The organism is Marinomonas gallaica, from assembly GCF_049821165.1.
Taxonomy (GTDB): Bacteria; Pseudomonadota; Gammaproteobacteria; order Pseudomonadales; family Marinomonadaceae; genus Marinomonas; species Marinomonas gallaica.
Window position 1 is genome coordinate 1901599 of the sequence record NZ_CP187511.1, and the last position, 20553, is coordinate 1922151.

At 44.7% G+C, this 20553-nt stretch carries 21 protein-coding genes; 8 read left to right on the forward strand and 13 right to left on the reverse strand.

All coding sequences use genetic code 11. The annotated features are described in order from the left end of the window. Window positions 1-13 precede the first annotated feature (13 nt). Genes lnt through miaB form a run of 5 tightly spaced genes read right to left on the reverse strand, consistent with a single transcriptional unit; the run spans window position 14 to window position 5331 of the window. Entirely contained in the window at window positions 14-1567 is a 1554-nt protein-coding gene (gene lnt, locus ACPUEK_RS08910; RefSeq protein ID WP_425642968.1) for an apolipoprotein N-acyltransferase, read from the reverse strand. Between the two features lie 2 nt (window positions 1568-1569). Then, the gene (locus ACPUEK_RS08915; RefSeq protein ID WP_067034264.1) at window positions 1570-2436 is read right to left on the reverse strand and encodes an HlyC/CorC family transporter; all 867 of its coding nucleotides are present in this window, start codon (window positions 2434-2436) and stop codon (window positions 1570-1572) included. 11 nt (window positions 2437-2447) lie between these two features. Further along, a complete protein-coding gene (ybeY, locus tag ACPUEK_RS08920; protein ID WP_067034261.1) occupies window positions 2448-2909 on the reverse strand; it encodes an rRNA maturation RNase YbeY in 462 nt (153 codons plus the stop codon). 2 nt (window positions 2910-2911) lie between these two features. Continuing rightward, entirely contained in the window at window positions 2912-3964 is a 1053-nt protein-coding gene (locus ACPUEK_RS08925; RefSeq protein ID WP_067034258.1) for a PhoH family protein, read from the reverse strand. An 8-nt stretch (window positions 3965-3972) separates the two neighbouring features. Further along, on the reverse strand, window positions 3973-5331 hold the full coding sequence (gene miaB, locus ACPUEK_RS08930; protein ID WP_067034255.1) for a tRNA (N6-isopentenyl adenosine(37)-C2)-methylthiotransferase MiaB: 1359 nt from the start codon (window positions 5329-5331) through the stop codon (window positions 3973-3975). Between the two features lie 190 nt (window positions 5332-5521). Between miaB and ACPUEK_RS08935 the strand changes: the two genes are divergently transcribed. Beyond that, entirely contained in the window at window positions 5522-6214 is a 693-nt protein-coding gene (locus tag ACPUEK_RS08935; RefSeq protein WP_417507111.1) for a hypothetical protein, read from the forward strand. Between the two features lie 3 nt (window positions 6215-6217). Here the strand turns inward: ACPUEK_RS08935 and ACPUEK_RS08940 are convergent, their stop codons facing one another. Further along, the gene (locus ACPUEK_RS08940; RefSeq protein WP_067214668.1) at window positions 6218-6679 is read right to left on the reverse strand and encodes an EVE domain-containing protein; all 462 of its coding nucleotides are present in this window, start codon (window positions 6677-6679) and stop codon (window positions 6218-6220) included. 130 nt (window positions 6680-6809) lie between these two features. On the opposite strand from ACPUEK_RS08940, the gene ACPUEK_RS08945 reads away from it, so the two are divergent. The 3 genes from ACPUEK_RS08945 to ACPUEK_RS08955 all read left to right on the forward strand — a co-directional run bounded on the left by ACPUEK_RS08945 (window position 6810) and on the right by ACPUEK_RS08955 (window position 9320). Beyond that, a complete protein-coding gene (locus ACPUEK_RS08945; protein ID WP_425642969.1) occupies window positions 6810-7916 on the forward strand; it encodes an HD domain-containing phosphohydrolase in 1107 nt (368 codons plus the stop codon). Between the two features lie 43 nt (window positions 7917-7959). Further along, window positions 7960-8889: a histone deacetylase family protein gene (locus ACPUEK_RS08950; protein ID WP_425642970.1), complete on the forward strand. Its 930-nt coding sequence runs from the start codon at window positions 7960-7962 to the stop codon at window positions 8887-8889. A 170-nt stretch (window positions 8890-9059) separates the two neighbouring features. Continuing rightward, complete coding sequence (locus tag ACPUEK_RS08955; RefSeq protein ID WP_425642971.1) at window positions 9060-9320, forward strand: hypothetical protein; 261 nt, start codon at window positions 9060-9062, stop codon at window positions 9318-9320. Between the two features lie 13 nt (window positions 9321-9333). Here the strand turns inward: ACPUEK_RS08955 and ACPUEK_RS08960 are convergent, their stop codons facing one another. The 3 genes from ACPUEK_RS08960 to ACPUEK_RS08970 form a co-directional block, all read right to left on the reverse strand. After that, window positions 9334-9654 carry a cupin domain-containing protein gene (locus ACPUEK_RS08960; RefSeq protein WP_425642972.1) on the reverse strand — a complete coding sequence of 107 codons (321 nt, stop codon included), beginning with the start codon at window positions 9652-9654 and terminating at the stop codon, window positions 9334-9336. Between the two features lie 128 nt (window positions 9655-9782). Then, window positions 9783-10259: an NYN domain-containing protein gene (locus ACPUEK_RS08965; protein WP_417507119.1), complete on the reverse strand. Its 477-nt coding sequence runs from the start codon at window positions 10257-10259 to the stop codon at window positions 9783-9785. Between the two features lie 97 nt (window positions 10260-10356). Further along, window positions 10357-10695: a zinc ribbon domain-containing protein YjdM gene (locus ACPUEK_RS08970; protein ID WP_425642973.1), complete on the reverse strand. Its 339-nt coding sequence runs from the start codon at window positions 10693-10695 to the stop codon at window positions 10357-10359. 189 nt (window positions 10696-10884) lie between these two features. Here ACPUEK_RS08970 and ACPUEK_RS08975 point away from each other — a divergent pair, with 189 nt between their 5' ends. The 3 genes from ACPUEK_RS08975 to ACPUEK_RS08985 all read left to right on the forward strand — a co-directional run bounded on the left by ACPUEK_RS08975 (window position 10885) and on the right by ACPUEK_RS08985 (window position 14002). Continuing rightward, window positions 10885-11532 (forward strand): DUF2959 domain-containing protein, encoded by a 648-nt coding sequence (locus ACPUEK_RS08975; RefSeq protein WP_067215140.1) that lies wholly within the window; start codon window positions 10885-10887, stop codon window positions 11530-11532. A 521-nt stretch (window positions 11533-12053) separates the two neighbouring features. Then, window positions 12054-13628 carry an alkaline phosphatase gene (locus ACPUEK_RS08980; protein ID WP_425642974.1) on the forward strand — a complete coding sequence of 525 codons (1575 nt, stop codon included), beginning with the start codon at window positions 12054-12056 and terminating at the stop codon, window positions 13626-13628. Window positions 13629-13792: 164 nt separating this feature from the next. Further along, window positions 13793-14002 carry a cysteine-rich CWC family protein gene (locus ACPUEK_RS08985; protein WP_425643026.1) on the forward strand — a complete coding sequence of 70 codons (210 nt, stop codon included), beginning with the start codon at window positions 13793-13795 and terminating at the stop codon, window positions 14000-14002. On the opposite strand, the gene ACPUEK_RS08990 is transcribed toward ACPUEK_RS08985, so the two are convergent. Genes ACPUEK_RS08990 through ACPUEK_RS09000 form a run of 3 tightly spaced genes read right to left on the reverse strand, consistent with a single transcriptional unit; the run spans window position 13959 to window position 18028 of the window. Next, window positions 13959-14576: an RluA family pseudouridine synthase gene (locus ACPUEK_RS08990; protein ID WP_425642975.1), complete on the reverse strand. Its 618-nt coding sequence runs from the start codon at window positions 14574-14576 to the stop codon at window positions 13959-13961. The two genes, ACPUEK_RS08985 and ACPUEK_RS08990, sit on opposite strands and share 44 nt — an antisense overlap. Window positions 14577-14579: 3 nt before the next feature. Then, window positions 14580-17408 (reverse strand): RNA polymerase-associated protein RapA, encoded by a 2829-nt coding sequence (rapA, locus tag ACPUEK_RS08995; protein WP_067214645.1) that lies wholly within the window; start codon window positions 17406-17408, stop codon window positions 14580-14582. Window positions 17409-17410: 2 nt separating this feature from the next. Continuing rightward, entirely contained in the window at window positions 17411-18028 is a 618-nt protein-coding gene (locus tag ACPUEK_RS09000; protein ID WP_067034223.1) for a YigZ family protein, read from the reverse strand. A gap of 52 nt (window positions 18029-18080) precedes the next feature. Between ACPUEK_RS09000 and ACPUEK_RS09005 the strand changes: the two genes are divergently transcribed. Continuing rightward, entirely contained in the window at window positions 18081-19391 is a 1311-nt protein-coding gene (locus tag ACPUEK_RS09005; RefSeq protein ID WP_425642976.1) for a DNA recombination protein RmuC, read from the forward strand. Here ACPUEK_RS09005 and ACPUEK_RS09010 read toward each other — a convergent pair. Next, entirely contained in the window at window positions 19388-20548 is a 1161-nt protein-coding gene (locus ACPUEK_RS09010; RefSeq protein ID WP_425642977.1) for a cation diffusion facilitator family transporter, read from the reverse strand. The genes ACPUEK_RS09005 and ACPUEK_RS09010 overlap by 4 nt on opposite strands. Window positions 20549-20553 lie beyond the last annotated feature (5 nt).

The following is a 20553-nucleotide window of genomic DNA, read 5'->3' on the forward strand; positions in this document are numbered from 1 at the left end:
ATGCTCCCAGCCATTAGGCTTGGGAGCGGCGATAAGGTAATAGAGCTAGCATAAATAACAGCAGTAATAATCCCCAAAGGCTGAGATTGCCGTGCATGACATACGGCGTATTACCTGACATTGTCGAAACGTTACCTGTCATTGTGGCGCGAACGAACTGCGGTAATTTACTGCTAATATGGCCTTTTTCATCAATGATGGCACTAACGCCAGTGTTGGTGGCGCGAATCATGTAGCGACCGGATTCTTTTGCTCTAAATTGAGCGATCTGCAAATGTTGTAGTGGGCCAATAGAGTCCCCGAACCAGCCATCGTTACTGATGGTAAGCAATATGTCACTGTCTCGTACCATAGCCCGAACGAGACTTGGGTACACTACTTCGTAACAGATAAACGGGGCAATGCTCAGTTCACCGGCCTGAAGTGTAGGCTGATTCACCGGGCCTTTACGAAACTGTGACATCGGCATGCCAAATAAGTCGAAGATTGGCCCAAACCATTCAGCTAAAGGGACGTACTCACCGAAGGGAACCAATTTTTGCTTTTCGTATAGACCAAAGCCATTGCCTGTTGCCCAAACGCCATTAAAGTAACCATTACGAGCCTCATCCCAAACAGGTACGCCTGTTATGAGAGTGGTATTTTGTTTAGCAAGATCTTCTGAAAAAGGTTTCAAGTAGGGTTTAACTTGGTGGAGAACATAGGTAATCGCAGTTTCAGGCCAGACAACGATGTCGCTATTGATATTTTCGATGGTTGCCTGCTGATAGTAAGTAAGAGTCGGCCCCGAATTTTCCGCTAGCCATTTCTCGTCTTGTGGCACATTGCCCTGTACTAATGTCACTGAGTGCTTTTCATTTGGCGTGACATAGTTAGGCGGCGTCATCGCTAGATAGCCTGCTATGACCCATAAGAATAGGGAAAATATTGCAAATCGGTAGTGCTGCTTCAAAAACACCGTATGTGCGAATGCTGCAGCGGTTAAAGCGACTATCGTGCTGACTAACCAGATGCCGCCAACAGGCAATAATTCGAATAACCAATTCAACTCACTAATATAGCCAGGCAAAAGCCATGGAAAGCCTGTAAAAAGAGTGCTGCGCAACCATTCAAATACCATAATCATGGAAACGAAAACGGGAATCGCCCAGACCTTGGGTAAGCGTTTCATGGTTTGGAAATAGGCGAGGCCGGCAAGGCCCCAATACAAAGAGGCTGCAGTGATGAATGCTAACGTAATGCCGATGGCGATGGGCAAGCCTACTTGGCCAAAATTCGCAATGCTGACGTAGACCCAAGATATCCCTGTGCCAAATAGCCCAAGCGCAAACGATAAGCCAAATGCGAAAGACTGCTTGTTACTTTGCGCGCCTTGCCATGCGAATGCTAGATAACTCATCGCAAGTAGATAAATAGGCCAAATATAAAACGGAGCAAAGCTCAGTGTAGACAACGCACCGAGTAAAAATAGGGCGGCTGATTGTTTTTTTGGGTGTTTCGAGAAGGACTGCAGGAGGCGTAAACGCCACCCTGTTACGTTCGTTGGTAAGGTGGCGTTGATGTTCATAATTACTGTGAAGATTCTTCCGTGACTTTTGAGACTTGCAAGGTTTTAACGCGACGGCCATCGGACTTAACCACTTTGAAATGGAAGTTCTCGAAGGCTAGCTCCTCTCCACGTGATGGTACATGCCCAAATTGCTGCACGATGATGCCACCAATGGTGTCAAATTCTTCTTCGCTAATACTCGAATTGAAGTATTCGTTGAAGTCTTCAACGGAGACTAACGCCGGAACAGAGAAGACACCTTCTTCAGCTGTTGTTTGAATATCTTCGTTCTCCAAGCGGTCTGTTTCATCTTCAATCTCACCGACGATCTGCTCGAGTACGTCTTCAATGGTGACTAAGCCTGACACACTGCCGTACTCGTCTAGAACGATGGCCATGTGGTAACGCTTGGTGCGAAACTCATTAAGCAGTACATTTAAGCGTTTACTTTCAGGGATAAAGTTCGCTGGACGTAAGCGATCCAAAATGTCTTCGATGGTGATGTCGCCGTCTTTAAACAACAAAGGCAATAGGTCTTTTGCGAGCAAGACGCCAAGAATCTCATCCGAGTCTTCCCCCACAACAGGAAAGCGAGAGTGAGAGGAGTCAATCACTTTTCGAATAGAGGTTTTAGGATCATCTTCAGACTTGATAACCACCATTTGAGACGGCGGAATCATAATGTCGCGTGCCTGAACTTCAGAAACGGCCAGAGCCCCTTCGGCAATGCTGAATGCATCCCGATCAATGACTTCGGATTTTACCGCCGTTTGCAGCAGTTCGATAATGTCTTGACGGCTACGCGGCTCGTCATGAAAGGCTTGGGCCAAACGTTCAAACCAAGATTTCTGTTGATCGTTAGAACTTCCCGATCGGTCTTCGCTCATAGTGGTGAAACTCACTCGTTATCTAAATAAGGGTCAGGAATGGAAAGCGTTGCAAGAATTTGTGTTTCGAGTGCTTCCATTTCCTCTGCTTCATCGTCTTTTATATGATCATAACCGCGTAAATGCAATACGCCGTGGACAACCATATGCGCCCAATGGTGCAGTAGTGGCTTTTGTTGCTCTTCTGCCTCACGTTCAACCACTTGGCGGCAAATCACCAAGTCGCCTAATAGCGGCAGTTCGATACCGTCTGGTACTTCGAATGGAAAAGACAATACGTTAGTCGCACTGTCTTTTCCACGGTACTCAGAGTTTAATTCGCGACTTTCCGCTTCATCAACTAAGCGAATAGTCATTTCAAACTCGCCATTCTCAGGCAGGGCGGCTTCTGCCCAACGTTGAAAGTCGGCTTCGCAGGGTAAGCCATGTTCTTGCTCGGTCGCTGTCTGTAAATCTAGATAGAAGTCTGACACGATTATTGGCCTTGCTCGTTTTGCTGTTGCGCTTCTCGTTCGGCACGACGTTGAGCTTCTTTCTCTTTGCGCTCAGCTTCGGCTTCCTCATCGAATTTATCGTACGCTTCAACGATGCGTTGAACCAATGGATGACGAACGACGTCAGACGAGTCAAAGTGAGTCATGCTGATGCCTTTCACATTGTCTAACACATGTAGAGCGTGCGCGAGGCCTGAGTTAGTGCCGCGCGGTAAGTCAACCTGAGTTCTATCGCCTGTGATGACCGCAGTAGAACCAAAGCCAATGCGCGTTAAAAACATCTTCATCTGTTCGCGAGTGGTGTTCTGACTTTCATCCAGAATAATGAAAGAGTTGTTCAGAGTACGACCGCGCATAAATGCCAACGGTGCGATTTCAATGACGTTTTTTTCAATTAATTTATCCACCAACTCAAAGCCCAGCATTTCATACAAGGCATCGTATAGAGGGCGTAGATAAGGATCGATTTTTTGTGATAAGTCACCGGGTAAAAAACCAAGCTTTTCACCAGCCTCTACGGCAGGACGAACCAGCATGATGCGTTCGACTCGATCCGCTTCCAACGCTTCTACAGCACAGGCAACCGCTAGGTAGGTTTTACCAGTACCCGCAGGACCAACACCAAAGTTAATGTCGTTTTTGCGAATTTCTTGAACGTAGCCTTGTTGGTTTTTACCCTTTGGCTTTATGAAGGCCTTGCGGGTTTTAATAACGACTTGGCCGCTTTCTGCCTTACCTTTTGAGAGTGCTTCAATAGCCGACTCTTGCAGGTATAGGTGAATGGTTTCTTTGGTGATTTCTTTTTGCGCTAATGCTTCACGGTAAATGCTTTGCAGCAGCATTTTCGTCGCGGCGACGCGATCACTGTCTTCGCCAGAAATTTCAAACAGCTCACCACGACGAGAAATTGTCACATCTAGGCGCTGTTCAATCTGTTTTAAATGATCATCAAATTGACCACATAAAGCGGCAAGAGCTGGAGCCTCAGAGGGCTCCAAGCGAATTTGTTGTGATGTTACAGATGATGTGTCCAAAATAGACCTTATTTAGTTAATTCGAAATCTGCATCCAACTCAGAGCCGACGAATTCGCCGAGTAATGAGTTCGGATAGGCATCCGTGATGACCACGTCAGCAAATTTGCCGATCAGTTTAGGATCGTCGGCAGGGAAGTTGACGATACGGTTATTTTCAGTACGACCTTGAAGTCGACCTGGATCACGAGGAGAGTAGCCACTTACTAAAATACGTTCAATGTTACCCACCATGTTTAAGCTAATATCATAAGCTTGCTGGATAATGCGACGTTGAAGAATCGCTAAGCGCTCTTTTTTCACCTCTTCCGGTGTATCGTCTTCTAAGTTAGACGCTGGCGTGCCTGGACGCTGGCTGTAGACAAAACTGAATGAGTGATCAAAGCCAATTTCTTGGATTAAGTTCATAGTATCGATGAAATCTTCATCGGTTTCACCTGGGAAGCCGATAATAAAATCAGACGATAAGCTTAGACCAGGTCGCGCAGCTTTAATACGGTTGATTTTATCAATATAGAATTGACGATCGTGGCCACGCTTCATACCAGACAAAACATTATCAGAGCCGCTTTGTACTGGTAGGTGAAGATGGCTGACCAGCTTTGGCTCAGTTCTGAATGCTTCGATTAAACTGTCCGTGAACTCAACCGGGTGGGACGTTGTGAAGCGAATACGCTCAACGCCAGGTATTTTCGCCGTGGCATGAATAACGTCCGCTAAATCCATTTCATCGCCTTCAGCGTTTTCACCACGGTAAGCGTTCACATTTTGGCCTAGTAGGTGAATCTCACGTACGCCTTGCTCAGCAAGTTGCGTCACTTCCACCATGATGTCTTCAAAGTGACGGCTCACTTCTTCACCACGTGTGTAGGGTACAACGCAGAATGTACAGTATTTACTGCAACCTTCCATAACGGATACAAAGGCTTCGGCACCGTCAACGCGCGGCGCAGGTAGGTGGTCAAATTTCTCTATTTCAGGAAAAGTGACATCCGTAATCGGAATAGAGTTTGCTGCGGCATCGACCATTTGAGGAAGTTTATGCAGCGTTTGCGGGCCAAAGATCATGTCCACGTGTTTTGCGCGTTTGCGGATGTTGTCGCCTTCTTGAGACGCAACACAGCCACCCACACCAATTTTCAGGTTTGGATTCTTCTCTTTTAGTTTCTTCCAACGGCCCAGTTGGTGATACACCTTGTCCTGTGCTTTTTCACGAATAGAACAGGTGTTAAGCAGCAATACATCTGCTTCTTCTGCGTTGTCAGTAAGTTCCATCTCATGAGAATCGCCTAGAAGGTCTGCCATACGAGAAGAGTCGTATTCGTTCATTTGGCAGCCGTGCGTTTGGATAAAGAGTTTTTTAGCCATGTAAAAAGTAAACCTAGTAAAAATGTGAGTCATGTGACTTTGGCGCACATTATATTGAGGTTTTGGTCCGATTCCCATAGGGTGTGGAAATGCAGGAGCAGGATTTTCAAAATCTATTGCGAATTAGTGATGGCAGGCATGAATAAATGACCTATGCTGTCACCATAAACCTTGATGAATAAAGTTGCTTATGAAGTACTTCAAACCCTCTATTTTAGCTGGCTTAGTAGCCTTAACATTGAATACCTATGCGGCGTCTGAGCTGCCAAACTTTGAGGTGGCACTAGGCGCTGGTGTGGCAAAAGATGAACCAGCGTTCAATATTGATTTAAGAGTGAATATTCCAGTTAACCAAAGGATTTCATGGCAAATCAACTTAGATAGTGACTATATCTTTGATGATCCTACCTTCAAGGATTACTCCATGTCGGAATTTAATGTGCTTGGCTTTTATCGTAAAGATGATTGGCGGCTGGGTGCAGGGCTAGGGTATTTAGAGAAAAAATCCCGAGATGACTCGTTTGAAAAAGACACTATGGTCGTCAGTCATTTGTTGGCGGCCTATTATTGGGATGATCTAACATTGGACTGGCAATTTTCGGGATATGACAACGATTTTGATCGTGCTGTGTCCATGGAAACAGGCGTTTTGTGGTACCCCGATATGATTCGGCGTATTGGCCTCTATGTAGAAGAGCAAGAGCGAGGCACAGGATGGCGTTTAGAAGGCTTTATTCAGCCACAAAAGTATAATCAACAGCTCGCCTTTGGTGTCATTGTTCGCGATGGGAAGGGGCCAGGATTTCCTTATTTAGGAATGGAAGCACGGTACTACTTTGATCGAGCGATCAAGATCAAAGATCGTGATCGTTCGTACCATTAAGTTTTATTTTTCGCAGAGTATACGTGACTTTAATATATGCCAGTAGTGCTCCTCAACGGGCATGACACTTAACCGACTACCTTTTTGAATCAGCGGAAAGCCGTCTAGCTCGGGCCAGCTTTTTAATACGGCCAAAGTCAGTGGCTTTTTTAATATAGATTCAAAAGTGAGCTCTACTTGATCCCAGCGCGGTGTTTCGGCCGTAGACTTAGAGTCAAAGTATGGACTTTTTGGGTCCCAGCAACTGGGATCAGGGTGGGCAGTTTTTGAGACAGTCGCTGTGCCGACAATGGCTGGAACTTTACAGCTCGAGTGGTAGAAAAGCACAACATCCCCCTGTTTCATGTCACGCATGTAGTTACGTGCTTGAAAGTTGCGAACACCATCCCAGCTTTCACGCTGGCGATGTTTCAAATCGTTAATCGAAAACGCATCCGGCTCCGATTTCATTAACCAAATAGCCATTTTTCCTCGTCACAATGTTGCTGATTTTGCAGAAAGATACATAGATTTTGTTCATTAAGCTAAGGATAGCCTCTACAATTAAGATGCTTGTATGGAATAGTCCATTTGTAAAGGTGTGGTTGGAAGAAATATGGAGCAATTTGCTTGTAAAGATTTTTCTGCTTTGGACAAAGAATTAAAAGATGACTTGCTTGAATGCTATCTAGAAGCGCAGCAAGAAATAGAAGCGATTGTTAACGACATCGAATCCTCGGGTTTTACCCATGAAAAGCTCGATACACTGTTTCGTTCTTTGCACAGCATGAAAGGAAACTGTTCAGTTTGTTTTCTTGATCCACTTGTGGGGGCATTACATCGCCTAGAAGAAATAGTGGATGGCATGCGAGGTGGCTATATTCCTTATGACTCAGTGCTTGGTGAGTTAATTAATCAAGTATTGGATCAAGTCCTGCTACTGCTTAAGCAGCTACATCAATACCATGGTGCGGATACCAAACTGCTTAATTTTATGCAGTCTAATCTGGATAAAATCTATGCGGAAGAAGAGCCTCCAACTCGAGTGGCGTTAGCTGAGCGATTTCTGGCCCAAATGGGCGACGATGCGACCGCGGCACAAGAAAAAGCCAAAGAAGGGGCCGATAGTTTGGTCGTGAAAGTGGAATACGATGATGCCCAGCAAGCAGACATCGATCACTTTAGGCTGTTAAGCCAGAGACTTAACAAACTGCTAGGGTATTCTCCTGAGCGGGGTGAGCGCATCCTGAAGCTCAGTCAGCTGATCAATCAAGAGTGTACAGCGCCTGTTGATAAAGCTCAGCTATCTGCCGCTGCTTATATGCACAATATGGGGATGGCAATGATCCTAAAATGTGGAGACGACGAAGCGGCAAAGCAGCGAGCTGAGCACAATCACCCAATGGTAGGAGCTCAACTTCTTAGTAAACATGAAGGCTGGGATCAAGCATCTGATATGGTGATTAGTTATCAAGAGCGGTTTGACGGTTCAGGTTACCCAGAGGGGTTAGTGGGCGGCATGATACCGCAGGGGGCTTTTGTTCTATCCATGGCGGTGCGTTTTATCGATGTGGTATGGGGGAAATCCGGAGATGAGTACAAGAAAAGCGCCATGCGCGCGATTCAAAAAGTGAACTCTGAGAGTGCTAAAGGGATTCCTCCACATCTAGTAGATGCTTTCAATCGTGCGGTTAGAAAACTACTGGTAGCAAAACAACGATAACGTTAAAGTACCGGTATGTTGCTCGTCATTAGATTGAATTGCTTTGAAAATACCGCTTGTTTACCATCCGCATTACAGTATTCCTTTCCCGAGCCGCCATCGCTTCCCGATGGCAAAGTTTAAGTTTCTCGCTGAGCACTTACGTGAGCTAGGTGTGTTAACCGATGATAACTGTTATGAACCTTCTCCTTTGTCTCTTAGTGTTTTGATGAGGGCTCATACTCCAACTTATGTACAGCGTTTTATTCGAGGTCAACTCACGATAGATGAGGAAAAGGCGATCGGCTTACCTTGGAGTGATTGGCTGGTTGAGCGAACATTGCGTGCCGTCTCAGGAACCTTGCTTACAGCAGAACTTGCGTTACAGTATGGACTTGCTTGTCATTTAGCGGGAGGAACGCATCATGCTTTTCCTGACCGCGGTGTTGGCTTTTGTATCTTTAATGATTTGGCAGTAACAGCGAAAGAGCTTGTGTATTCGGGTAAGGCAAGCAAGGTGATGATCATTGACTGCGATGTTCACCAAGGAGATGGTACGGCTGCATTTTTTGAGGACGATCCAAGTGTTGTTACGATATCGTTCCATTGTGAGGAGAACTTTCCACCTAAGAAACAGCTTGCCGGTATTAATATCGCTATCCCAAAGGGTGCTCAAGATACACATTATATGACGCTATTAGAGCAACATTTACCTAAGCTTTTGAGTGAGCATTGTCCTGATTTTGTTCTTTATGATGCTGGTGTCGATGTTCATCAAGATGATCGGTTAGGATACGTTCAGTTAACCGATGCTGGCATTTTTAAGCGAGATCAATACGTTGTGGAAAAAGTCACGTCACTTTCTATACCGATTGCGTGTGTTATTGGGGGCGGATATGACCACGACAACCGTGTAGTGGCCGCTCGACATAGCCTACTTCATCAAGCGGCAGACTGTGTATTTGGCAATAAAAAAATGCCGAACACTCTGTAAAGGGTGTTCAGCACTGTAAAGATAACTCGGCTTAAGTTATCGCACAGGGAAGATACGGCACCATGATGTCAATCAGATCATTCTTTTGTTCTAGTTTTGTAAAATTCATGTATTGATTAGCAGAAAGCGCTAAAATGTATTTATGATCATATAATGAACAGGTGAGCGCGATGCAGATATCAAATAACGCCAGCTTTGGTTACGGTCAGTTGGGCTTGCAGCGAAGTCAAAACAGCTTAGAGCAAGCCAGTGCAAACATTGCTAATGCGAGTGTTGCTTCTCTTAAAGACTCAACGGGAGTCAATACTGATAATGTTATCCGTGAAAGTTTAGTGGATGTTAAGACCAGCGAGTTAAACGCGAAAGCCAATGCAAAGGTAATTGGTGCCGCAGATGACATGCTTGGCACCTTGATTGACTTAAAGGTTTAAAATCCCATGCGGATTATGGGTAGAAAACTGCCAACCAAACCGTTGGTTCTTCTTTTGATGTCTTAATAACTCTGTGTTTCTCATGCGCAGATATTAAAATATGATCACCGGGTTTCAGGGATACAACTCTTGCGTCTTCAAAAACAATGGCTCCAAATCCTTGTAGCACTGTCACCCATTCGTTTTCTGTCTGATCATGCCATTTTCCGTCCAGCTCGCAGCCAGCTGGTGAAACGATTCGTTCGATTCGAACCGAGTCAGCGTTAGTGATTTCAGTAAAATGCTCCTGAGACGGATCTAACGGCAAGTTGCCAAAAATATTCTCGATCTTCACGGCCTATCCTTTGTTGTTATATTCTTCATGAAAGAAATTGTCGCGACATTAATGCGTTATCTTTACAAATTGATCACGCTAAAGAATATTATGCAATCCTAATGTGTTGAGAAAGTGGTTGAGAAACTCTAATTTAGGAGTAGTTGATGTTCTATTGGGATATAAATATCGGCTGCGTTTACAAGCGCGGCAGCGGTCAATTTAGGGACGCCATAGACTTCAACCTGTTTGCCCAGACGGGTACGAATCTTCTCCGCCAGTAAATCAAAGTCGCCATCACCTGATACTAAAACAACGACATCTGCTTGCTCTGCAAACTCAATTGCATCCAGTGTGATACCAACATCCCAGTCGCCTTTTGCAGTACCATCAGAACGCTGTATAAAGGGCTTTGTCTTCACGTCAAAGCCAATCGCTTTTAAAATATTTTGAAATTGCTTTTGCTTTGGATCACCTCGATCTGTTGCATAAGCGATGGCCGTAATAACCTCTCGCCCCTTGGTTGCCATCGCCCAAAAGGCGTTGTAATCAAAGTTACGTTGATAAGCTTGGCGAGTAGTGTAGTAGACATTTTGAACGTCGACGAACAGTGCAACTTTTTGCATTTAAGGCTCTTAAAAGTAATCCAGTAGACCTTCATGATAAACCGTATGGCGCTTATTAGTAGGTTTTTATTCAAGAGGTTAGGGCAGACGCTTTTAATTAGGCTTTCTTTACGAACTTTGCCGTAATGTACATTTCACCATGACCATCTACTTTACAGTCCAGTTGGTGATCCTTACCTTCTCGGATACGTTTAATGATGGCTTTTGTGCCTATTTTGATGCCTTGCGAGCTGCCTTTTACTTTTACATCTTTCGCAAGCGTGATTTTATCTCCTTCAGATAGTAGAGAGCCGTTGGCGTCTTTTACCACTATTTCATCATCACTGTTATTGGGCTCGTCTGGATTCCATTCGTAAGAGCACATAGGGCAAATTAAATTCTCTTGGTCTTGATAGACATAAGCGTCTTCGCATTTAGGGCAGGGCGGTAAGGACATGAGAGGTGACTTCTTGAAATTTACGAAGCTTGTATTTTAATCGCTTAATAGCTTTAGATCGAGTGTCTACTTATCCAATGGGGATTGAAAGGTGAAGCATGAGGTATGCACGCTTTATTCATAGATCAAGGTTGTATTCGTGTACATGAGACGCAACAATGCTTAAAACGTTTATTTAAAGGAAGCCCTATGAAATCTGTTTCACTCAAATTAATTGGCGCAACGGTGTTGATGACATTAGCAGGCTGTCAAACCGCGTATTACGGTGCGATGGAAAAAATTGGTATCGATAAGCGAGATATCCTAGTAGATCGCGTAGAGAATGTTCGAGACAGTCAGAAAGATAGCCAAGAAGAGTTTCAAACGGCTTATCAACGTCTGGTTGTGTTGACGGATTTTGATGGCGGTGATTTTGAAGACGTATACGATCAATTGAACAGCGACTATCAAAGTAGTAAAAAAGCAGCGGATCGTGTCTCGCAAAAAATTGATGATGTGGAAGACGTCGCAGATGATCTGTTTGATGAGTGGGAAGACGAATTATCCCAGTACTCGAACGAAAAATTACGTCGTACAAGCGAAGCCAAACTAAAGGCGACACAGCGTCAATTTAGTCAGTTATTACGTAGTATGCATCAAGCGGAAGCGAAAATGGCACCGGTTTTGGCCACATTAAATGATAATGTTTTGTATCTGAAGCATAATTTGAACGCGTCAGCGATTAGTGCCATTAAAGGTGAGTTTGCCAGTTTAAAAACCGATATTTCTGGCTTAATTAACGAAATGAGTGAAGCGATTGAAGAGTCAGATGCCTTTATCGCAACGCTAAAGCAGTAGCTTTAAATCATTTGGTGGGGCATGGCGCTTCACCAAATGAAAATGTCATTTAAAATTCACGCTGCATTATAAGGCCAAATACACAGTCCCTGACAAGGCTTATCAATGCAAAGGCCATGGCTTGTTCAAGTCAAATACCGATATTCCCCATTTTTCGTGCCTCAATTATTCGTATTGTGAACCGCCCTTTAATTCACGAGAGATCATCTTTATTTCCAACTCAGCAAACACTGATAGGCTTACATGATTGGCGAATTTGACCGCTAATTCTAGGGTCTTGCTCGAGCGTGTGCTCCGAATTCACAGTCTCAAAGTGAGTGTAAACATATTCTATTTTGTTATATGTGATGGGTGAAAATCTCCATACTCTGTTTAAAATACTTAATAATCAGTGACTTGATGTTTTTTTAGCAAATGCTTCCGATTTCAAACTACAAGCATTACGTCTTTTTTTAAAGAAACTGTAATGTTACGGTGTTAATGTGTTTTTAATTGAACGTTTAGTTAAAAAAAGGAAGAGCATGAATATTATTAATAAATCACTTCTTGTCGGCGGTCTTTGCCTTGCTTCATACAGTGCTGTTGCAGCAGAAGTTAAAAACGTTATCTTAATGATTGGCGACGGTATGGGGCCGCAACAAGTCGGTATGCTTGAGACCTACGCACAAAAAGCGCCTCATTCTATTTATCAAGGTCGATCAACCGCATTACATAATTTAGCGCATGATGGCGTTGTCGGTTCATCATTAACGTACCCTAGTGACGCAATTGTCGTTGACTCTGCTTGTTCTGCCACTCAACTTTCTACTGGCGTACAAACTGGTTCAGAAGTAATTGGTATTGATGCAGACGGTAATATTGTTGAAACCGTATTAGAAAAAGCGAAGCGCTTAGGTAAATCAACAGGATTGGTATCTGATACTCGACTAACGCATGCGACACCTGCTGCTTTTGCTGCACATCAACCTCATCGATCTCTAGAAAACGAAATCGCAGTAGACATGCTAAATACTGGCCCTGATGTCATGTTGTCTGGTGGTTTACGTTATTGGATACCTGAATCTACCAATGAAAAAGGTGACACTTACACTGCATTAGAAACACTTACGGGTGGTGATGTCTATCTGAAATCAAAGCGTAAAGACGAGCGAAATCTTCTATTAGAAGCGCAAGATAAAGGTTATGGTTTAGCGTTTAATAAAGATCAATTAGAAGCATCAGAGTCGGGCAAATTGCTTGGTCTATTTGCGTACTCAGGCATGATGGACGGTATTCGTTACAGTAATTCAAAAGACTCATCAGAACGAACGCAGCCTTCCTTAAAAGAAATGACTGAAAAAGCGTTATCTATTTTAGAGAAAGACGAAGATGGCTTTTTCTTGATGGTCGAAGGCGGCCAGATTGACTGGGCTGCTCACTCAAACGATGCTGGTACTATGTTGCATGAACTTTTGAAGTTTGATGAGGCAATTCAAGTTGTTTATGACTGGGCGAAAGATCGTGATGACACAATTGTTGTTGTGACAGCCGATCATGAAACGGGCTCATTTGGTTTCAGTTATTCATCTGATAATATCCCAGCGCCACAAGAAAAGCCAGGTGTTGCTTTCCAAGCCGCAGACTACGCGCCAAATTTCAATTTCGGCAGCTTCGATATTCTTGATGGGTTGTATAACCAGAAGAAGAGTTATTATGATATTTTAGCGGATTTTGAAAAATTACCTGAGGCTGATCATAATGCCGAAAATCTGCGTAAAGTAGTGAACCAGAACTCAGACTTTGATATTACGCTTGCGCAAGCGGAAGAAGTACTGCACGACAAGCCAAACCCTTACCACACACATGGCCACAGCTACCTAGAAGCGGAAACGGTTCCTGCGATTCAAGATTTTGATGCATTTTTCCCGTACAACGATCGAGGAAATCTGCTAGGTCGTGTCCAAGCCACAGCGCAAAATACCGTTTGGGGAACTGGGACGCATACCAGTACTCCAGTCAATGTGTTTGCTTGGGGTCCGGCAGAAGCTATATTACCAATCTCTTCAATACAGCATCATTCAAAAATCGGTCAATTCTTGAAAGATTCTGTTGAGTAAAATAGCGGTATAGTTATAGACAAAAAACCTCTATTTTTAGAAATAGGGGTTTTTTGTCTCATCATCTTTTAAATGCTGGGCTATATTGCACCGGTTATTACCTGACTAAGAAGTGTGGTAAATTGAGTTATCGTCCATCCGTTACGGAATTGAGTTATTGCCCTTTGTGCCGAGCACAAAATCAGTGTGCCATAACGTTAGGGCATTCAGCTGACAGTTGCTGGTGCCATGACCCAAATGTGTCAGTACCAGCCAATTTGCTTGCTAAGGTTCCAGATGTGTTGAAAGGCAAGGTTTGTATCTGCCAGAAATGCGTAAAAGAAAGTTCAATTAAAACGGGCAGGGTGCAACAAATTTCACCCAAGCGTTGGTAAACGGATGGAAAAACTCAATTCGATACGCGTGCAATAACAGTCGATCATTATCTGATGTTTCTACAGAATCATAAAACTCATCCCCTAAAATAGGATGCCCAAGGCTTTGCATGTGTACGCGTAGCTGATGAGAACGGCCAGTGATAGGTTTTAAGCTCACCCGTGTATGGCCGCCTTCAATGCGTAGAAGCGTCCATTGAGTGATAGAATCTTTGCCCCACTGCGTGCAAATCATCTGGCGAGGGCGTCGATCCCAATCGCAGCGAAGCGGTTTACGCACTTCTCCCCATTGTCCTAAAAGCTCGCCGCGAATAATCGCTCGGTACTCTTTTTCAACATGGCGCTCACGAAATTGCGCATACATGCGCTTTTGACACTCCAAATCTTTAGCGATCAAAATCAAGCCAGACGTGGCACAGTCTAAGCGATGAATAGCATGGGCTTCGCCAAACAGTTGCTCCGCCCGCGTTAAAATAGAGTCGTATTTGTCTGGCCCACGACCGGGCACAGACAAAGTGTTGGCTGGTTTATTCACAACAACCAGCCATTGATCTTCATAGAGTATCTCTAACATCTATTATTCTGGCTTAGTGGTCAAAATAATGCGGATGCCATCCAAACGAATTTGGTGATCATCGATACGAGTTAGGCCTTCTACTAGATAGCGTTCGTACAGTTCTATGTGCTCATCTTTTACCGCTGAATTCTGCTGTTGCAGCTCACGCAGACGATCAATTTCAGACTGCCACTTACGCTGGTAGGCCTCTTTTGCCGCATGCACTGTAGGGCGAGCTTGATCTTGAGCGCTTAGTTGATGCGCTTGAAGAATCTCAAGCAGCTGTGGACGTAGGGCCGCGACCCACTGCTCGGCCACACGATTAGGCACGCCTTTCAACTTTTCTGCCCACTTGTCCGCGGTAAATTGGCTGTGAAGGAATTTGCCATTGGCATCAGACAATTGCCAAATAGGTGTCATGGGCAGTGACTGAGCCAGTTTCAAACGCGGATGGCCAGCGGTTTCTATGACAAACATACTTTCAACCAATACCGTACCCTCTGGCAAAGCAGCAATAGGTAAAATGGCAGAAGTTAATTTGCCTGAATCAAAGCCTTGCACTTCGTCCATTAGCATAGTGATTAATGGGTGTTCCCACGTCGCAAAGGCTACATCTTCTCGTTGGCTGGCCTGGCGGCGATCCAACATCAGCATTTTGCCTTCCTCTTCAATGCCAGGTAGTGCTTCTAGCATCATGTCTGTAGAAGGGCGAATAAACCATGCGGCTTGATCGGGAGTGTCGTTGTGACATTCTGCATGTATGTTAAACGCGTGCGTCACTTGTTCAATGTAATCATGCAGGCCGTGTGATGCTTGGTCGTTAATTTGCTCAATCAGCGATTTGGCAACGTTCAGGCGACAGGAAGACATTTCCAATAGACGGTTACGACCTTCTTCCATTTGTTTTAGCAAGGCTTCGTGATATACACGTGCTTCATCTAACAATGACTGATCATCATCATTACCAAATAGAAATGCATGCAATGGCTCTTTAAACGCAGCATTCACTTTATCGCCAGACCCTGTGGTACGGTTAAAAGCATTCAATGCGAGGTGATACCACTGATACAAGCGTTCTTGTACGCTGCCTTCAATATAAGGGACGTGCACTTGAACGATGTTTCGTTGGCCAAGACGATCTAAGCGCCCAATACGCTGTTCTAGTAAATCTGGGTGTTCAGGTAAGTCGAACATCACCAAATTATGGCTAAATTGGAAGTTGCGACCTTCACTACCAATCTCGGAACAGACGAGCACTTGAGCGCCGCTCGGATCGGCGAAATAGGCGGCCGCTCGGTCACGATGGATCAGAGGCATTTGTTCATGGAAGTCAGCACTTTGGAAACCAGCAAAGGTAAGTTGATCGTTCAACCAACGAGCGGTGTCGGCCGTGTGACAAATGACAAGCACTTTGGTTTTAACTTTTTGATCGCCCAAGAACTCTTTTAGCCAATGCCAGCGCGGGTCTGCTTCCCATAAACCATGGTCGATACCCGACTCAGGTAGAACATGATGGGCCGCGCTTGCGTATGTGTCGTTACCTGCAAGAGGGTAAACGTTTAAGTTGCGCTCAGGGAAACCACCAATAGCGGCGCGCGTGTTACGGAACATTTCACGGCCAGTACCATGACGGTCAATTAGCCAGTTAATCGCATCTTGTGCAGCGTTGACTTGCTTGTCTTTATCGGCCGCCGTTAGGTTGTCGAACCACTCTTTGGATTGCACATCGTGCAGGTAGTCGACAAAAACAGCGCGCCAATCCGGCTGTGTTAGCCCATGATCAACTTCGGTAAATGGCAGAATCTGTTCTGCTAATTCAGCGGCTTGTTTGAATTCTTGTTGCTGAGCTTGGTAGACGTCAAAGCTATGATAGTGCTCAGGATCAATCAGTTGTAGGCGTGAGAAATGCTCACGTTCACCGGTTTGCTCCGGTGTCGCGCTTAAAAGCAACAAGGACTCGGAAGCCGCCGCCAAACGTTCAACCAGTTGGTAAGCAATGCTTGGCGTTTCTGGATCCCATGCTAAATGATGAGCTTCATCCACAATGACCATGTCCCATTCAGATTGCAGCATGTGTTGTGCCGCTTTGCTATGGGTTGAGACAAAATCAATGGGGGCGATCACAAACGCTTGAGCGTCAAATGGGTTGTCATCGCCATCCATGTAGTCTTCGTAAACAGCTTCATTAATCAACGAAAATGGCTGATGGAAGCGTCGTAGCATTTCAACCAACCACTGATGCTGCAAGTTTGTAGGCGTTAGAATCAAGGCTCTGCGCGATAGGCCATTTAGAACTCGATGGTGAAGAATCAAACCTGCTTCAAGGGTCTTACCCATACCAACTTCATCGCATAACAAAGCTCGCGCAGCGGGGCGGTTAGCAATGTCATGAGCTAAATACATTTGGTGCGGTAGTAACTCGGCTTTCAATCCCATCAAGCCACGAACAGGACTCGCTGAATGAATTGCTTGATGTTCAAGGGTTTTACGGCGCAAATCAAACCACATGCGACGAGCAGGGGACAGAGCGAGGATCGAATCCAATTCGTTCTTATCGTTACGTGGGAATTGAATTTCTGATTCATCCACCCATTCGTCGCCGATGTTATATTCCATTAATAGATCATATTCGCGCACGGCTTGCACTTTGTAGGATTCGTCTTCAAAAAATAACTCGTCTCCCGGTGTAAGCGTACGACGAACTAAACTCGTCTGTTCCACTGAGTAATTACGCTCAGTTTCTGCATCTGAAAAATACAAGACAAAGGATTTAGGCTGTTTTTCAATGATCATGCCGATACCTAAGTCTGGTTCGTTTCGGCTACTCCAACGTTGTCCTATTTGGTACATAACTACTCTTTGTCGTTTTCAATAATCGTAATATTACCCTGACATAAATCGATCAGAGCCTGTTTCTGTTCTGGCCACGTACGTTCAATGACGGCAAGTGAAACATCAATGCTCTCTGAGAACTGTTTGTCCTCAACATCGATATCACTGTTTTCTAACCAATACTCAACCTTACCTAACATAGGATAGGCGATTTTTATGGAAACCGTTTCACGTGGGTATATCTCTTGCCATTCTAGTTGATCAAGCGCTTCGACAACGGCCTGACTGTAAGCACGGACTAATCCACCTGCACCCAGCTTAATGCCGCCAAAGTAACGCGTTACAACGACCGTGATTTCGCCAAAATTTGAATGTTGTAAAACGTTTAGCATGGGCTTTCCAGCTGTGCCTTTTGGCTCGCCATCATCACTTTGATCCCATAAATGAACATTCTTAGGTGGCCCTGCCACGAATGCCCAGCAGTTATGATTGGCATCTGGATAGCGCATGTTCATATCGGCAATAAAAGCTTTCGCTTCATCTCGTCCACGGGTGCGCCGGATCGTCGTAATGAACTGGCTATTTTTAATTTCCAGATCAAAGCGTTGTTCGTGTGTTGGGCTCTGGTAGTAATCCATGTAAACTTCGCTTAGCGATTGTTTTTTCAACGAAAATGGCGGGTTTAAATAAATGACAGACTGGATGCAACAATCTGTGTGGATTGCTTTGGGATGTGTTGTAGGTGTTGTCATCACGACTGCCATCGCGGGGGGTATTGTACAGAGAATCCAGCGTAAGTGGCAGGCTGAGCATGAAAATTCTGTGCAGGAATTGCTTCAAACACGGCAACTTTTGCAACGTTCCCAGCAAGAAGTGCATCAATTGGAAAAAGAAGCGCTAACGTTGGAGCAACAGTTCGCCGCGGCTCAGGAAATTTGGCAACAAAAAGAACATTTCTTTGAGCAGCAAAAGCATCAAAACGAGGTGCAGTTTAAGCAACTGGCTCAAGACATCGTACAGCAACAAGGCGCGCGCCTTGCGACTGAAAACGAGCGTCAGTTGCATGCCTTATTGTCTCCGTTAGGGCAAAAAATCAATGAGTTCCAGCAGCGTGTTGAGCAGAGCTATGATCAAGAAGCGCGAGAGCGTTTCTCTTTGGTGAAGGAAATTAAAAATCTGCAATTGCTTAACCAGCGAATTAGCGATGATGCGATGAGCTTGACCGAGGCACTAAAAGGCCAGAATAAGATTCAAGGTGGCTGGGGTGAGGTTATTCTGGAGCGTATTTTAGAGCGCTCTGGATTAGAAAAAGGACGCGAATATGAGATTCAGGTCTCACTAACTACTGAAGAAGGAAAGCGTTATCAGCCTGATGTGATTGTTTATCTGCCTGAAAACAAACAAATCATCATCGACTCAAAAATGGTGTTGGTCAGCTACCTTGCCTATGTTGAAGCTGAAGATGAATTGCAAAAACAACAAGCCTTACGTCAGCATTTAGAGGCTGTACGTCGCCATATCAAAGAGCTTGGTGCGAAAAATTATCACGATTTAAACGGCATCACGTCACTCGACTTTGTCATCATGTTCATCCCAATCGAAGCCGCCTATGCTTTGGCACTACAAGGGGAGAGTGGCTTGTTTTCAGAGGCGTTTGAGCAAAATATCATTATTACGGGGCCCTCGAACTTACTTGCCACATTGCGCACAGTGCAAAACATCTGGCGTAATGAAAAACAAAGTCAAAATGCACTTGAGATCGCCCGTCAAGCGGGCGCTATGTACGATAAATTCGCTGGTTTTGTACAGGATATGGATGAGATTGGAACACGCATTGACGCATTGACTCGCAGTCACGAACAGGCAATGAAGAAGTTAACTATTGGGCGAGGTAACTTGTTAACAAGAGCGGAGCGGTTAAGAGTCATGGGAGCAAAAACTAATAAGCAGCTTTCACTCCCAGACAGTGATGAGGATGATTTAGACGGTCAGGAGAGCTAGTTAATCAGCCACAAAACCTTGTGATCTTGACCGTAAGGCAAGTTTTGTAGATCAAATAAGATGCTATTTGTAACTTTAGTCAGATCAGTCGACGGTGCTTTATTTGCGTTAGCAATCAAGTGAATATTGAGTGTCTTATTTAAGTAATGCAGTTGGGTTTTTTCGATATCCACGTAGTTGCGGTGACTGCGCAGCATATAACCAAGGTCCGCTAGAATTTGATCGCGAGCAGGTAGTTGCAGTGAGGGCGGTCTGCCTACGAGTTCGTGATCTGTTGTATCAGATTGTATATGATCATCTGTGTCCACATGCACCATCACATCTTGCACTTGTGGGTGCGCTTTCTTGATCGTGTACACCACTAAATCACTGAGGTAATGACCTTCACTGACAGTGGCATGCGCTGGTACATGAATGTGCATGTCCAAGAAAATCTTACCCGCCATAGAACGGGCGCGAATATCGTGCGGCGCCATAATGTTTTTAAGGCTGTCTACGGTGTCTTTTATCTGGTCAAGCGTTTTTTGGTCGGGTGCGGTGTCGACTAACTCTTTTAAGTTATCCCAAATCATTTCGATGGCGATTTTAGCAATTAAAAGGCCTACGACTACTGCGGCGGCTTTATCTGCCCATGGGTAGCCAAAATAGACCCCGACTAACCCCGCTAAAACAGCTACTGAAGATAAGGCGTCACTGCGACTGTGCCAAGCATTGGCAATCAATAGTTTGCTGCCAATTTTTTCACCAGCACGGCGTGTATAGTGAAAAATAGCCTCTTTTATGACAATCGTTAAAATGACTGCGGCAGCGCCATACCAAGTTGCAAACGGAGTTCGATCACTGTTGAATGTTTCTAAAACAATGCCCGTGGCGACAATGATTAGCACGATACCAAGAATGACAGTAGTCAGGGTCTCAAAGCGCAAATGTCCATAGGGATGATTTTTATCGGGTGCTTGGCGGGCATTATTGGAGGCAACCACGACGAACACGTCAGTAACCAAGTCTGATAACGAATGGATACCGTCGGCTATTAACGCTTGAGATTGCGAAAACCAACCTGCGATGATTTTAGCAATACCTAGCAGTGCATCCCAAATAGCGCCAACGACTGTAACTCGTTGAGCTATTTGCCTTTCTTCTTGCATTTTTGACATTTTTT